General features: G+C 55.1%; 14 protein-coding genes. 12 read left to right on the top strand and 2 right to left on the bottom strand.

Translation table 11 applies throughout. The features are described 5' to 3' along the window. Nucleotides 1–287: 287 nt before the first annotated feature. From Poly41_RS34280 to Poly41_RS23165, 4 genes are all read left to right on the top strand, one after another. Nucleotides 288–446, top strand: coding sequence for a hypothetical protein (locus Poly41_RS34280; RefSeq protein WP_197231549.1), 159 nt, complete (start codon nucleotides 288–290; stop codon nucleotides 444–446). Between the two features lie 143 nt (nucleotides 447–589). Then, nucleotides 590–2122: an acyl-CoA carboxylase subunit beta gene (locus Poly41_RS23175; RefSeq protein WP_146529367.1), complete on the top strand. Its 1533-nt coding sequence runs from the start codon at nucleotides 590–592 to the stop codon at nucleotides 2120–2122. A 141-nt stretch (nucleotides 2123–2263) separates the two neighbouring features. Continuing rightward, the gene (locus Poly41_RS23170) at nucleotides 2264–4258 is read left to right on the top strand and encodes an acetyl-CoA carboxylase biotin carboxylase subunit (protein WP_146529365.1); all 1995 of its coding nucleotides are present in this window, start codon (nucleotides 2264–2266) and stop codon (nucleotides 4256–4258) included. Then, nucleotides 4259–4594 (top strand): hypothetical protein, encoded by a 336-nt coding sequence (locus tag Poly41_RS23165; RefSeq protein ID WP_146529364.1) that lies wholly within the window; start codon nucleotides 4259–4261, stop codon nucleotides 4592–4594. Between the two features lie 173 nt (nucleotides 4595–4767). Here the strand turns inward: Poly41_RS23165 and Poly41_RS23160 are convergent, their stop codons facing one another. After that, entirely contained in the window at nucleotides 4768–5712 is a 945-nt protein-coding gene (locus Poly41_RS23160; protein ID WP_146529362.1) for a hypothetical protein, read from the bottom strand. On the opposite strand from Poly41_RS23160, the gene Poly41_RS23155 reads away from it, so the two are divergent. From Poly41_RS23155 to Poly41_RS23110, 8 genes are all read left to right on the top strand, one after another. Beyond that, nucleotides 5712–6653, top strand: coding sequence for a hypothetical protein (locus Poly41_RS23155; protein ID WP_261344909.1), 942 nt, complete (start codon nucleotides 5712–5714; stop codon nucleotides 6651–6653). The two genes, Poly41_RS23160 and Poly41_RS23155, sit on opposite strands and share 1 nt — an antisense overlap. Before the next feature lie 459 nt (nucleotides 6654–7112). After that, nucleotides 7113–9239: a prenyltransferase/squalene oxidase repeat-containing protein gene (locus Poly41_RS23150; protein WP_146529358.1), complete on the top strand. Its 2127-nt coding sequence runs from the start codon at nucleotides 7113–7115 to the stop codon at nucleotides 9237–9239. 411 nt (nucleotides 9240–9650) lie between these two features. After that, entirely contained in the window at nucleotides 9651–10796 is a 1146-nt protein-coding gene (locus Poly41_RS35945; RefSeq protein ID WP_231615869.1) for a fasciclin domain-containing protein, read from the top strand. A gap of 154 nt (nucleotides 10797–10950) precedes the next feature. Then, nucleotides 10951–11535, top strand: a complete 585-nt coding sequence (locus tag Poly41_RS23135; protein WP_197231548.1) for a sigma-70 family RNA polymerase sigma factor — start codon at nucleotides 10951–10953, stop codon at nucleotides 11533–11535. Next, on the top strand, nucleotides 11532–12365 hold the full coding sequence (locus tag Poly41_RS23130) for an anti-sigma factor domain-containing protein (protein ID WP_146529352.1): 834 nt from the start codon (nucleotides 11532–11534) through the stop codon (nucleotides 12363–12365). Before Poly41_RS23135 ends, Poly41_RS23130 begins: the two co-directional genes overlap by 4 nt. A 779-nt stretch (nucleotides 12366–13144) precedes the next feature. Next, nucleotides 13145–13705 (top strand): prolyl hydroxylase family protein, encoded by a 561-nt coding sequence (locus Poly41_RS23120; protein ID WP_146529350.1) that lies wholly within the window; start codon nucleotides 13145–13147, stop codon nucleotides 13703–13705. A 28-nt stretch (nucleotides 13706–13733) separates the two neighbouring features. Continuing rightward, the gene (locus tag Poly41_RS23115) at nucleotides 13734–13970 is read left to right on the top strand and encodes a metallophosphoesterase family protein (RefSeq protein WP_146529348.1); all 237 of its coding nucleotides are present in this window, start codon (nucleotides 13734–13736) and stop codon (nucleotides 13968–13970) included. Further along, complete coding sequence (locus Poly41_RS23110; RefSeq protein WP_146529346.1) at nucleotides 13971–14747, top strand: PQQ-binding-like beta-propeller repeat protein; 777 nt, start codon at nucleotides 13971–13973, stop codon at nucleotides 14745–14747. On the opposite strand, the gene Poly41_RS35770 is transcribed toward Poly41_RS23110, so the two are convergent. Next, nucleotides 14710–14874 (bottom strand): DUF6597 domain-containing transcriptional factor, encoded by a 165-nt coding sequence (locus Poly41_RS35770; protein ID WP_390621472.1) that lies wholly within the window; start codon nucleotides 14872–14874, stop codon nucleotides 14710–14712. The genes Poly41_RS23110 and Poly41_RS35770 overlap by 38 nt on opposite strands. Between the last annotated feature and the right edge of the window lie 6 nt (nucleotides 14875–14880).

The following is a 14880-nucleotide window of genomic DNA, read 5'->3' as shown; positions in this document are numbered from 1 at the left end:
TTGTGAATGGCATCGAGATGCGTCGACTGCGTAACCAAGCCAAACGCGGTCAGGCAGCAGGAAGTTTCGTCGAAGAGAAAGTGGCGGGAAAGCCGTAGCAAACGCCGTCTCCAGTATAGACCCCCGACGACCCAGGGGCTCCGCACTGCGGCGTGTTTTAGCATAACCGAGTTTGGCCGAACGACTCAAGCGACGCTCCGACGTCGTGAAAATCGCGGTTTCCTGACCTCGCGTCCCAAACGTCTCGACAGACAATCCGACCGGCTCGGGCAAGGAATGTTCGAGATTTGTTCGCCAAAAACGCCGGTTTTATCTTATTGACCCCACGCCGTGACCCGACGTGTCACAGCGGAGATTTCCTGCACGTCGATGGCATTTCGTCATCACGATTGAAGTGGGATGATCCACAAACGCAAGAAGCGATCGGTTTTGATGTAGGATGTTAAAATGCTTCGTCCACAGAACCAACTGATCAATGGGCAGATGTGGCCGCGGGGGGCGAATTGGATTGCAGATCACTCCACTCGAATAGGAACCCTTTCGTTGCCAAGTTTTAAAAGCCCTGGCAATTTGGAAATAGAAAACGATTATGCAAGAGATTATCAAGCGGCTGGAAGAAAAGCGTGCCGCCGCCGAACTTGGTGGCGGACAGCGACGGATCGACGCGCAGCATAAGAAAGGCAAGCTGACGGCGCGCGAGCGAGTCGAGTTGCTGCTGGATCCCGGTGTGTTCGAGGAATGGGACATGTTCGTCGAGCACCGTTGCAAGGATTTCGGCATGGACGAACAGAGCATTCCCGGTGATGGCGTGGTCACGGGGTACGGAACGGTGAACGGGCGAGTCGTCTTTGTATACAGTCAGGATTTTACCGTGTTTGGAGGATCGCTTTCCGAAGCGCACGCGGAAAAAATCTGCAAAGTCATGGACCATGCGATCAAAGTCGGAGCCCCTATTATTGGCATCAATGATTCTGGTGGCGCCCGGATCCAGGAAGGGGTGGCTTCGTTGGGTGGTTACGCCGATGTTTTCCAGCGGAATGTCCTCGCGTCGGGGGTTGTGCCGCAGATTTCTTTGATCATGGGGCCCTGTGCGGGAGGAGCCGTCTATTCTCCTGCCATGACGGACTTCATCTTTATGGTCAAGGACAGCTCGTACATGTTTGTGACCGGACCCGACGTGGTAAAGACGGTGACTCACGAGGAAGTGACACAGGAACAGCTTGGTGGTGCCGTTACGCATTCGACTGTTTCAGGTGTTGCGGACCGGGCCTTTGAAAACGATGTCGAGGCGCTCGCGATGCTGCGGCGATTTATTAATTACTTGCCTGCCAACAACCGCGTCGCGGCACCGCGTCGGCCAACCCCTGACCCTGCTGACCGGATCGAACCCTCGCTCGACACGCTGGTGCCTGATTCACCGACCAAGCCCTACGATATCAAAGAGCTGATTCTCAAGATTGTCGACGACACCGACTTTTTTGAACTGCAGCCGGAACACGCAAAGAACATTGTGACAGGACTGGCTCGAATGGAGGGGTATCCTGTCGGAATCGTCGCCAACCAGCCGCTTGTGTTGGCTGGCTGTCTCGACATCAAGTCATCGATCAAAGCGGCCCGTTTCGTTCGATTCTGCGACGCTTTCAATATCCCTTTGTTGACACTTGTTGACGTGCCCGGCTTCATGCCGGGCACGGCTCAGGAATACGGCGGAATCATCAAGCACGGTGCAAAATTGCTATACGCTTACGCCGAAGCGACGGTGCCCAAGGTGACTCTGATCACACGCAAGGCTTACGGTGGGGCCTATGATGTGATGTCATCGAAACACTTGCGAGGCGACGTCAACATTGCTTGGCCCAGTGCGGAAATTGCCGTCATGGGGCCCAAAGGTGCTGTTGAAATAATCTTCCGCAAGGAATTGGAAGACCCTGAGAGAATTGCCGAGTTGACCGAAGAGTATCGAGTCAAATTTGCCAATCCCTTCATCGCGGGCCACCGTGGCTTTATCGACGATGTCATCATGCCGCGAATGTCCCGCAAACGCATTTGCCGATCGTTGGCAATGCTACGAACCAAAAAACTTGAAAATCCATGGCGAAAGCACGGAAACATTCCGCTTTAGGATCGTGCCAGAATTGAATCTCTGCTTCGTTTGTAGGACGGCCTGTTGAAGCCATCCCACGACATCCTTTTTGCGGCCATGCTTTGTTGATCAGGCAACCTGGATCGACGGACAACGAAATTCGAGCGCAAGATACTATTCATGTTTAACAAAATCCTGATCGCCAACCGCGGTGAAATTGCATGCCGTGTGATCAAGACCGCCCGCCGCATGGGCATTGCCACGGTGGCAGTCTATTCCGATGCGGACCGTGACGCGCTGCACGTCTCGATGGCCGACGAAGCAGTCCACATCGGTCCTCCGCCTTCGGCACAAAGCTATCTTGACATCAACAAGATTGTGAAAGCGTGTTTGGACACGGGCGCACAAGCGGTTCATCCCGGCTACGGATTCCTGTCCGAAAACGCCGCCTTTGCCGAACGACTGGCAAGCGAGGGAATCGTGTTCATCGGTCCGAATGTCCATGCAATCCAAAGCATGGGAGACAAGATTACCTCGAAGAAACTGGCTCATGAGGCAGGAGTCAATACCGTCCCCGGATGTGCCGACATCATCGAGTCGGCCGATGCAGCCGTTCGGGTTGCCCAGCAGATAGGCTACCCCGTCATGCTCAAAGCCAGCGCTGGAGGTGGTGGTAAAGGGATGCGTACTGCGAGTAACGATGACGAGTGCCGCGAGGGATTTGAACGCGCCACCGGGGAAGCCAGAACATCCTTTGGCGATGATCGGGTCTTCATCGAAAAGTTCATCGTACAGCCAAGGCACATTGAAATCCAAGTCGTAGCCGACAAACACGGTAACGTGATTCATCTTGGTGAGCGAGAGTGTTCGCTGCAACGGCGCCACCAGAAAGTGATCGAAGAAGCGCCTTCCCCCTTCCTGAACGATGAGACGCGATCGGCGATGGGGGCCCAAGCGGTGGCACTGGCGCGGTCGGTCCACTACGAGTCGGCTGGCACCGTTGAGTTCATTGTCGATCGTGACCACCATTTCTACTTTCTGGAGATGAATACTCGGCTTCAGGTAGAGCACCCGGTGACCGAGTTTGTGACCGGACTCGATTTGGTGGAGTTAATGATTCGTGTCGCTGCCGGGGAAGTGCTCCCCTTGGCTCAGTCGGACGTCCAGCTCAATGGGTGGGCCATTGAGGCCAGAGTCTATGCCGAAGATCCGTTACGCGGCTTCCTGCCGAGTATCGGGCGACTCGTCCGATACTTGGCGCCACCTGCCTCCGATACCGTTCGCGTGGATACGGGCGTCTTTGAGGGTGGCGAAGTATCGATGCACTACGATCCCATGATCGCCAAGCTGATTACCTTTGGCATGACCCGCGACAGCGCGATCGACCACATGCGTGAAGCACTCAATGAGTTTTATGTTCGCGGCGTGTCGCACAATATCAGTTTTCTTTCTGCGTTGATCGAGCATTCGCGGTTCCGCAAAGGCGACATCAGCACGAACATGATCGCGGAAGTTTATCCAGACGGATTCCACCCCTCCGATCTGGTCCACGACAATCCCGCTTTACTGATTGTCGTGGCGGCGGCGATTCACCGATCCTACATGGACCGGGCCGCCGGGATTAGCGGCCAAATGCCCGGGTATGAACAAAAGGCGGATGATCACTGGGTCATCCTGTTCGACGGTCATCCGTCCCTGGTTGAGATCCGACCCGTCGACGGTGGTCATCAAGTGATTTACGGTTCCGAGTCGTATCTCGTGTTGAGCGATTGGCAGTTCGGCCAACCCTTGTTCCGTGGAACGGTCAATGGTCAGTTATGCTGTATTCAGGTGGAACGGCGAAACCTGTTTTACCGCCTGTTTCATCGGGGATCGCAGTTGGACATCATGGTTTTGACAGCTCGCGCCGCAGAGCTGTTGGCCTGCATGCCGGTCAAAGAACCGCCGGATATGTCGAAGTTCTTGCTTTCTCCCATGCCGGGTCTGCTCACCCAATTGAAAGTGCAGCCGGGTAGTGAAGTCCGATCCGGCCAGGATCTGGCTGTGGTGGAGGCGATGAAGATGGAGAATGTGTTGCTGGCTGAGCAGGATGGAATCGTGGCGAAGGTCCTTGCCAACGTTGGTGACACGTTGGCAGTGGATCAACCGATCTTGGAATACGAATCGGCGAATTGAATGAATCCTCCCGTACAATCCGATCCTCGGTCCGCTGCGACACTCGACTTTGATTTCGGCCAGATCCTTCGTGCTCGATCCGGCTTCGATCGAAACCGGAAGGATCTCTTGGCCAATCGTTTCCACCAAGCAACCCGCTGGTTGCTCGTACAACTGGATCACCAAGTCGTACTGGCCGGGTGGAACGCCGTCGATTTGCAGCATTCCGTCTTCGCTGAGTTTGACGTAATGGTGCGGCTTTGTACCAAGCCATGGGGAGAAGTCGTCACTTTGCAGCATGGACTGATCAACCATTTGATCGGTAGCAATGTTCTGCGATTCAGCGTCTTCGGGTAGCGGCAGCCCAGGCTTGCGGCTGATGAGATAGTTGATTGACCACTGCTTGCTTAAACCGTCATTGTCGCGCCCCGTCGCGATGACTTTTCCCACAACTCGCCTGCCTTCACTGCCCAAGCGTAGGCTCTTCGTTTCACCTGGCTGCAGCTTGACTGCGATCGACTGACTCGACGTCATTGGCGAACCTTCCCAAGGGTTCCATCCGATGGCAGGTCAATCTCTGCGAACCTGCGATCGTTGAAAACCCTGACGAGTTGCGGCTCGAATGTGGCAGGAAGCTCAAATCGGCTATTGCCAGAGATTTTCATCGCAATTCCGAAGCTGGAATCGGGACGCTCCATTCGAAATTGCGGAGCCGACGTTGGTGTACCGACCGCCACCATGAAATCGAAGGCGCGTGTGCCATCCGGATTCACCACTTGAGCTTCAATTGGCGCCGCAGACTCTAATTGAAAGTCTTCACGCAGTGGAGCGTCTCCAACTTCCATCGACTTGTTTGAAAAGGCGGTCCGGTAACCGTCGGCTTCGATTCGGACCATGTAGCGGTTGCCCGTCTGCCCATGGCTTTCAATTGGAATCTCGAACTTACCCTCCTTCGCTTGGAGGCGATCTTGAAAACTGGTTGAGTAGAAGTCGGGTCGAAAAGCCTTCACAGGCACGACCGAAAACTCTCCGATCGGCTTGCCTGTTTGCTTGTCGGTCACCGTGCCAAAAATTTTCATTTGCGGCGACAATTCGATTCGGTGTGGCTGTTCCCTGGCAACCAACCCGACTTCCGTCGTTACAAACCCCTGTTTGCCGAGGCGATAGACAACCGCGTCTTCGGGAGCCCAGTCCCATTGGTAGATCCCCTTGGAATCCGATTTTCTTGGAATCCCACTCTCAGGAACACTGGAGCGCTTTTCGTTGTAGATCGCTTCGGTCCCTCGCCACTGGCCGATCCCAACATAGACATCTGGGATCGGCTGACCGTCGTGGTCAACGATTTCAAGAGTGAGAGGGTTGCCGACTTTCAACTCAAAATCGAGGTCCTTTGACGACGGATCGAGATCGAAGTTGACCTGCTGAGGCGCGAAGCCCGGTGCAAGTACGGTGACTGGGTACTGACCAGGACTCAATGGTAAGCTTTGATAGCTCCCTATTGGCTAACCGCCAGACAAGCTGGTGCCCAAACGCCGACATCGAAAAACGATCGGCCACGAATCGGTGCGATTGGTGTCGGAGGCCAAGGGTCGCGCTGCCGTACTACAGCACCAAGGCTGGCCCGTTTGAAGCGACCGACGTGCCGAAGCAACTCGATTGGGACCTCTATCAAGGGCAAGCACCGCAGCACGAATATTGTCGACAACGGACCCATCAGAATTTCCGTTGGTGGTATGAATACGCTGGAGGGATCATCACCGACTGGGGCAACCATCATATGGATATTGCTCATTGGGGTGCTGATTGCGAATTGACCGGCCCGACGTCGATCGAAGCGCGCGGCATATTCCCGAACAAAGGCCGCGAGGGCTGTTTCAATACGGCTGATCGCTTTTTCTCCCGAATGACCTATCCCGGCGGCGTCGAACTGCTCTACTTCTCCTCGATCAACGATCGGCGACTCTACGGCGGCGTCGCCCTTGGGCACGAAGCCATGACGCCAGAAAAAACCAACGCCCTCTTCGGAGAGGACTGTCCAGACGAAATCAAAGCCTTCGACCGAAACGGCATCATGTTCATCGGCGACAAAGGACGTGTCTTCGTCAATCGGGGCGGTGTCTACGGAGGCCCGGTCGAAGAGTTGAAGGAGACGCCCCTGCCAAGCGACGCATGGCGAGCCAAGCCAAGCCTGGATCATATGGGGAACTTCTTTCACTGCTGCTCGACGCGAGAGGAGCCGGTCTCGCCCGTCCGGATCCAGCATCGAACGATTACCGCGTGTCACTTGACGAACATCTCGCTTCGACTGGGACGGAAGCTAACGTGGGATTCGACCGAAGAGCAAATCGTTGGTGACAAAGAGGCGGCCACATGGGTAGCTCGGCCGCAGCGCGAGCCGTACACGATCAAGGCGTAGCGCCGGTCGATAATGCTAGGGTTCCTCCGAAGCCGGCCAGTTGAGAGAGCTAGAAAAGCATCTCCTCCGGGAGAGACCGCCTCCGCCACATTGACGGACTCAAGTGGCCGACAGGTGGCGAATTACATCGGCACTCAGGTTTCCGTGGATCGACAAGAGATCAAACCAGCCAACGACCAAGCCGGTTGGTGGCAACTGAACGTCCTCAAAGCTTCGACGGGCGTGCTAGACAAGGGCTCATCCAATGGAAACATGCGTAATACCCAGAACCGAGGTTTTTGAAGGGACGCGCCGGTGTCCAATGATTGTTGGTTACGATAGGTAACAAGGGCCAGCAGAACAGCCCAGATCAAATTGCTAAAGCGGAACGACGGATGAGTGAAGCACGGGTCGACATCGAGACCTTCCCGTGGAGGCCTAAAAAGTGACAAACGATACAAACTCTTTCGGTGCCAGGACATGATCGATCAATCGGGTGCGCGACTTTCGCGACGTGTTGCGTTGCAATCCTTGGCGTTTGCTGGCTGCGTTGGGGTGACGGGCGGACGCCTGAACGCCGCCGAGTCGGGTTTCCGAGACTACCTGATGGGGCTTCGCAAACCCGATGGCGGTTTCGGCTGGAGTGATCAGCCCGGCTCTCACTTGGTTGCGACGCATGCCGTGGTTGGCTGTTGCGTCGCGTTACAAATTGAGTTGACCGACGTCGAGATGCTGGCGGAGTTTGTGCGACGCGAACATCCGGCGGCTTTCAAGCCGCCGAAGCAGCACTATCGAGAATTCGATTTGCAACAGATCGAGACGTTGCAGTGGCTCGGCCAGGATGTTTCGGCGTTTCATGCGAAGGCCGTTCGTTGGAAAGCGCCGATTCCCTACGCCAACCAATATGAGAAGCATGCCTATCCAATCTTCTGCAAGCAGATTGCAACCCTGCTTTGCAGAGACAAATTAAATCTGTCGTGGGATGATTTGAACGAACCCATGCGAGTGTATGTTGCTCAGCGCCGACGTCCCAACGGCAGCTTCAACAACACACCCAGCGACGATGGCAGCGACGGTCACGTCGTCGCAACATGGTGGGGGTTGCAAGCGGCAAGTTTGTTCGGGCAGGTCAGTGAATTGCGAGAGCGTCTGGTCCCATGGTTGCAAGCGTGTCAGCAAAACGACGGGGGATTCACCTGGCAACCCAACCCATCCATGTCCGCACGGAGCACGGTCACCTACACGCGAGCCGCTCTGCGTTCACTCCAACTGTTCAATGCCAAGCCGCTCGACCAACAGGCTGCGGCAACGTTTCTTCGCAGCCTGAAGAATCCCGATGATGGTTTTGCGGAGCGGCCGGGTTGGCTGTCCAATCCGTTGTCGACCTATCACGCCGTTGATGCACTCGCCAGCTTGGAAATCGCCGCAGAGGCAGATCGGCTGCGTCTCCAAAGGACTCAAACTTCCGGTGCCACCCAGGCGGTCCCACTTCCCCAAAAGTTGAGAGTTTTCTCTGCTCAAATTCAGTCCCATGGAACCGGCAGTCCTCGCGATGCCGTGTTGCTCGCTCAGCGACTGGGAATCCACCTATGGGGCGCGAAGAACGCGAAGCCGGAATGGATTGCGGCGGCCCAGCGGATCGCCGATCAAGACGGCGTGGCGGTTCAGTTCGCGGTTGCCAACGAAGACTATGGGACTTGGATCGAGGTTCCCGGCGAAGGGACTTACAGTCACATGAGTGATATCATGGCGGAGAACGCCAGCGCGGCGGAGGGTGCTTTGACGCGCGGCAAAGTACTGACTTGGGACGAGTATCGAAAGAAACGATTGCAGCCACTGGAGAAAGCCGGTGGACGTTTGATATGGCAATTCGGGGAAAACGAAGACCTCGTGCGGTTGTTGTTGGATGACTCGTTGGATCGTGGGGGATTCGCCGCGATCAGCACGTTTCATTTCGGCAACCCCGATTTCACCGACACCGAACCGTTCCTGCATCTTTATCGTGGGCAGATTCCATTTGTCGCACTGCAGGACGCACACGGCCCACAACCGTGGTGGTTTGCCGACATGACCACCGGCTTCCGCACGCTGTTCCTGGCGGAGGAACCTAGTTGGGACGGTTGGCTCAAAGCACTCCAATACAACTGGACGATCGCTGTTCGCCGCGACGCACGGACTGACAACCAACTGATCATGCACTCAGCGTCTCAGTCACTCTCAGACTATGTCATACAGAGGCAGGAGCAATGGAGCTGGTGGCTGGAGGGAGAAAATTCGAGACCGATGAGTTCTCTCGTCGCGATTGGTCCAGACGACACCTTTGAAACTGGCTGCCCAGCGAAGGGGATTGCGATCCGAGTCCGCTGTGCCTGGTCCAACACCGGTCAAGGGTTGCTGAAGGAACCCCTGTCCAAGTTGTTAAGCCTGACCGTGGATGGGCAAGTCGTCCCGACGCGTGAAATCCGCAGCCAGTCCAAAAATGGAAAATGGAATGATATCCACGATCTGTACGAGATGCCCGAGGGAGTGAGAGGCCAACATCAGGCCGAGGCCCGCGTTCACGTCCTCTCAACGGGCGAACAAATCATCGAGTCCATTCGGTTTTAAGCCAGAAGACGATGATGCTTCCCAACGCAACGCACCACTCGCAAGCCATGTCGATCGTGCCGAGGATTGGCGATGGGGCTCCCTGTATCGCTGGCTGGAGAAGGCAGGTCCCTTGCCACTGTGGGCGAAGGAGTAACTTCCTCAGCCGTGATGGCGGGCGGCAAGGTACTGGTGATCCTTCGGCATGGATTGGACTTGGGCTATCGGCTTTCTGCCAAAAACCGCTTGCGATTGACGGGGCGGTGTACGACCGAAACGTGCGAAACCCCTTGAAATGCATGCGAAAGCTGTCGTTTCCAAAAAGAATTTTAGAATCTTGCATCCAGTTGGACCTGTCTTGCGAATAGTACTGTGACCCGGCCGGTCACCTGAAACTTTTGCAACAACTCAACAACTATTTGGATGTCAAACATGAAGATTCAACTGAAGGGCCTCGCGGCTGTCGCGTTCGGAGCATTGCTATCCACCTCGGCCATGGCTGCCGACATCGTCGATACCGCAGTGGGAGCAGGAAAGTTCAAGACCCTAGCAGCCGCACTGGGTGCCGCTGACCTAGTGGAAACCCTCAAGGGCGATGGACCTTTCACTGTCTTCGCACCGACCGACGATGCTTTCGCCAAATTGCCCGAAGGAACGATCGCAACTCTGCTAAAGCCTGAAAACAAGAACTCTTTAGCCGGCATTCTGACCTACCACGTCGTACCCGGTAAAGTCATGGCAGGACAGGTTGTAGACCTGAAGGGTGCCAAGACCGTCAACGGCCAACGCGTCGACATCAAGGTTGACGGTTCAAAGGTCATGGTCGACGGTGCAACCGTCGTCACGGCCGACATCGTTTGCGACAACGGGGTGATCCACGTGATCGACTCGGTCATTCTACCAGCCGACAAAACCATTCCAGCAACTGCTGCTGAAGCCGGACAGTTCAAAACACTGCTCGCAGCCGCCACGGCCGCCGGTTTGGCAGAAGTACTCGGAAGCGAAGGACCGTTCACGGTCTTCGCACCCACCGATGAAGCCTTCGCCAAGTTGCCAGAAGGCACTGTCGGAACGCTGCTCAAGCCAGAAAACAAGCAGAAGCTTGTCGACATTCTCAAGTACCACGTTCTGTCGGGTCGGGTTTACTCCGAAGATGCCGTCGCCGCCAAGTCCGCCAAAACCTTGGAAGGTTCGGCGATCTCGATCCGCGTCACCGACGCTGGTGCGATGATCAACGATTCCAAGCTGATTGCAACGGATGTCGACGCATCGAATGGCGTCATCCACATCATCGATTCGGTCCTGATGCCTCCCTCTAAAACCGCTTCGGCTCGCCAGGTAATTGAGCATGCCGTCGCTCAGGGAGCTTCCCTCTACAACTCGGGCTATCACTCAGAATGTGCCAATCTGTACCACCAGACGATGAACGGACTGATGTCAGCCGACATCGACCAGTCGCTCCAGCACCACATGACTTCCGTAATTCAGTCGGCCAGTCAGCAAAAGTGCGACTCGCAACGAGCTTGGACGCTTCGTCGCGGCATCGATCAAATGTACGCTCAGCTGAGTGCTCAGTAAACATTTGAAAAAGCTGCCGAGACTCTCTGGACGCGGTCGCACGAGCGGCTCGCGTCCTTGTCGTTGGCTGAGCTGGTTGCTCTAATTATTAAAATGAGCAAGTAACAAGGTTGATTATATGTCGATCGCAGCTCCATCAAGAGATGACGCAAACATGACAATGGAAGGACTGTCCCAGAAAGCGACCATTCTGGAAAGAATCGCGGCGGGCGATCAAACAGCGGTTGAGGACTGTCTGCAGCAATATGGCGGTCTCGTCTGGTCTCTAGCCAATCGGCTGCTGGCCAACGCAACGGATGCGGAGGACGTGGCCCAGGAAGTGTTTGTAGAGATATGGAAAAAGGCGAAGAGTTTCGACGCCGCGAAATCCAGTGAATCAACTTTTGTTACGCTAATAGCACGCCGCAGGATCATCGACCGCAGACGACGCGGGTCAGCTGCCGTGGACACTCAGAGTATGTCAACGGTTGCGTTTGAGATTCCGGAACATGCACCCGCCGAACCGGCGGAATTGGCTGACGAGGCGAACAAGGCGTTGGACTGTGTACGGAAGTTGTCCGCCGATCAGCAGAAGGTGATTCAGTTGTCGATCCATCAAGGCGTCTCACATCGTGGGATTGCCGAGCGGTTGTCGATGCCGCTGGGTACGGTGAAATCGTTTGCGCGGCGGGCGTTATTGCAACTGCGTGAATGTATGACACATCCCGTTTTGGCGACGAGCGACGGAGGTACATCATGAATGACCCAAATGATTCTTCGCCACAGTGGGATGAACTGCTGGCTGGCCATGTTCTTGGGGATTTGGTGGGCGAAGAGCTGGCTGATTTTGAAGCAGCGTCGTTGACGGCGCAGGATCAGCAATTGCTCGGCGAACTGGAGACGACGTTGGCACGCGTTCAACTGGCGTTTCAGCAACCCAACGAGAGCATGCCAAATGATCTGCGCACGAAGATTATTCGTGACGCGGTAGCGTACATAGAGCAGGAAGCGGGCCCGCAGGAAGACGCTTCGACCAGTGGCACTACGGATCTTGTCCAGCCCGCTTCAAACTTCCAGCGATCGGCTTGGATCGGTAGACGCGAAGTCATTGCTTGGCTTACTTGCGCCGCAGCTCTGCTGCTGGCATTTGGATTCTGGAACGCACAGCCCAACCCAAACGTACAACTGTCGCTTGCCGAAATGCGAAGCGAGCTAATCGCAAGTGATCCCGACGTCATTCAAGTCGATTGGTCCGAGGGTAAACATCCGTTCGCTGATCCTGTCCGCGGGGACGTTGTTTGGAGCACGAAGAAGCAGAAGGGATTCATGCGGTTTGTGCAAATGCCAGTCAACCAACCGACCAAGGAGCAATACCAACTGTGGATTATTGATCCGGCTCGCGATGACGAACCCATTGATGGCGGCGTATTCGATATTTCCCAGGCCGGTGAGGTGATCATTCCGATCGATGCGAAGCTCTCGGTCTTAGAGCCCGCCGCCTTCGCGATTACCATCGAAAAACCCGGTGGTGTCGTCGTGTCCACACAGGAAAGGCTTCCGTTGCTGGCTGCTGTGCAGAAGAATAGCTAGTGCTAGATCATCGAGTTGACGCTGGATGGAGGTCACACAGGCTACCTACTTGCACAGCAGGACTCCATCGCACGTCCAGCGGTAAGGTTTTGCCATTGTGTCCTTATAGTAATTGATGAACCGTAAGATGCAGTCTTGCAGATTGTCAAGCGAACAGAACGATCCGTAGCGGGTGAGTTTCTTTCGCAACGTCCCGAGAGTTCGAACACGAAGGGCGGCGCCCAACGTGTTCCGACTCGCCTTCCGTTGCACCAGATTTCAGCGATGTCGCCAACTTCTCCGAGATCGACGCAATCAACCATCGCGGCATAAGTTGCCATCCGAAGGTCTTCAAAGTCGCGAGATTGTTCGTCGAGCGAATCCCACGCAGGGATGTCTTCGGGTGCATCCGGGTTTATGTGGTTAAGTGTCTCCACGGGATTTTCGAAGCATTGCATTGTCTGCGACGAGGAGCTTGGCAGCGTGAGTTGGGTTTTTACAGCGCGATCGATCTCATCGTGCTCCGGCGCGCAATTTGCTTTTTGCTTTAGGTTAGGATACAGATTGGTTCATCGTCCAATCGAAATTGCTCGGAGGACGAGATGACGGAATCAGAGGGTAGGGGACAAGAAACGGAGCTCCGTGCTCGAATATCGGTTTGCAGTCCAAGCATAGGCTGGTCAATGGCTGCGGTAGTATCCGGCCTTTGCATTCTATTCGTGTGGCCTGCCCCGGCACCGTGAATAGAGCATTAACTTGGGACGTGCAGGTTTTTCGTAACGACGTAAGGTACTGAAGGCATGTTGAGAAATCTGGTACGGGTAAAGGAAGGCATCTTCACGATCGCGAACCTGTTTACACCGCAGGAATGCGAACAATGGATCGCGTTGAGCGAGTCGCTCTGCTACCAGCCGGCTCCGATCAACACTCAGTCCGGACCAGAGCGACAAGTGGACGTTCGGAACAATGCACGCGTGCTGCTGGATGATGAGCAGAAATCCGATGAACTATGGCAACGCATCGCCCAAAATGTTCCCAACGTTGCAAAGGGTTGGACGTCGGTGGGACTGAACGAGCGAATGCGGTTTTACCGTTACGACGTCGGCGAGAGGTTCAGATGGCATGCCGACGGCATTCATCGACGAGAAAATGGCCAAAAGAGTTTTCTTACGTTCCTCGTCTACTTGAACGACGATTTTTCTGGTGGCGAAACCGCATTCAGCGGCGGACTCAAAATCAGGCCTCAAGTTGGCATGGCACTTCTGTTTTGCCACTGGCTCAAGCACATGGGCGCTGAAGTGCGGCAAGGCCGCAAGTATGTGTTACGGTCCGATGTCATGTTTGGGAAAACGGAACAGTAGATGCACATTTTGAGGAATTCGTTCTGCTATGAAACTTGGCATCATCACCGATATTCACGAACACGTCGAACAGTTGCAGGCAGTGCTGGATGAGTTGGACAAGCAAGCTGTCGACCAGATCGTCATGGTGGGCGATGTCGTTGAAACGGGTGAGCGAGTTGAAGAGACGTGCCAGTTGCTTTCCAATGCCGGTGTGATCGGCGTCTGGGGCAATCATGACTTCGGACTCTGCTACGAAGTCAGCGACGAGAATCGACGGGAATAGATCAGCGCATTTTCGCTCGCCGGCGAACTGAAATGGCAAACGCAGAACGGGAAGTCCTGGACGGGTTCGCTTCCTGGTGCTCGATCGTCGTGCACCTACGATCAAGGCAAGCTCTATCACATGAATGCTCACGGTCGCTTGGTGTGTCTCAATGCCAAAACGGGCGCCGAAGTCTGGGCCGTCAACATTTTGGAACAGTTCGGCGGCCAAAACATCATGTGGGGAATCAGCGAGTCGCCAATTGTTCACCGAGACTTGGTCTTCGCCACTCCGGCGGGAAGCAAGGCCATGGTTGTCGCCGTGAGCAAGCACACCGGCGAGACCGTTTGGACAACGCCGCCATTAGACGACGAGACGCCTTCCTACTCTTCGCCAATCCTCGTTAATTGCGATGGGCGAGAGATTCTGATTAACAGCGCGACAAAGAACGTTTTTGCCGTCGACGCAGAGACTGGCGAGTTGTGCTGGAGTGTGCCCCAAGAAGATCCCAAAAACACCGTTTGCACCCTTCCCGTCTTGTCCGAGAATAAACTGATGATTACGAACGCCAGTCGCGGAAATGGAGCTGTTTTTGGTGTTGCTATGGATGGAACTACGGGAAAGAAGACGTGGGTCAAAAAGTTGACGATTAGCCACGGCGGCACGGTGTGTGTGAATGGTCTGGTCTATGGTGCATCCAGTCGTGGTGAGGCTAATGTTTCTTTGGCAAACTCGCTCGCCTCCTCGTGGCGTCCTGCAACTAGACTACTGCTGCAAAGGGCGAACGAAAATGAATGACGAGTTCAGGAAAGCCGTCGGCAACAATTTTTTCCGGAACCGGATCGTTCGAACGACTTTCAAAAACCCAGAACAACTTGATCCAGGAAGCAAGCTCGATTGTCGGTTTGTACTCTTGGTATCGCATTCCGGC

Source organism: Novipirellula artificiosorum, from assembly GCF_007860135.1.
In the GTDB taxonomy this organism is placed as follows: Bacteria; Planctomycetota; Planctomycetia; order Pirellulales; family Pirellulaceae; genus Novipirellula_A; species Novipirellula_A artificiosorum.
This window is presented reverse-complemented; position numbering and strand designations above follow the sequence as displayed.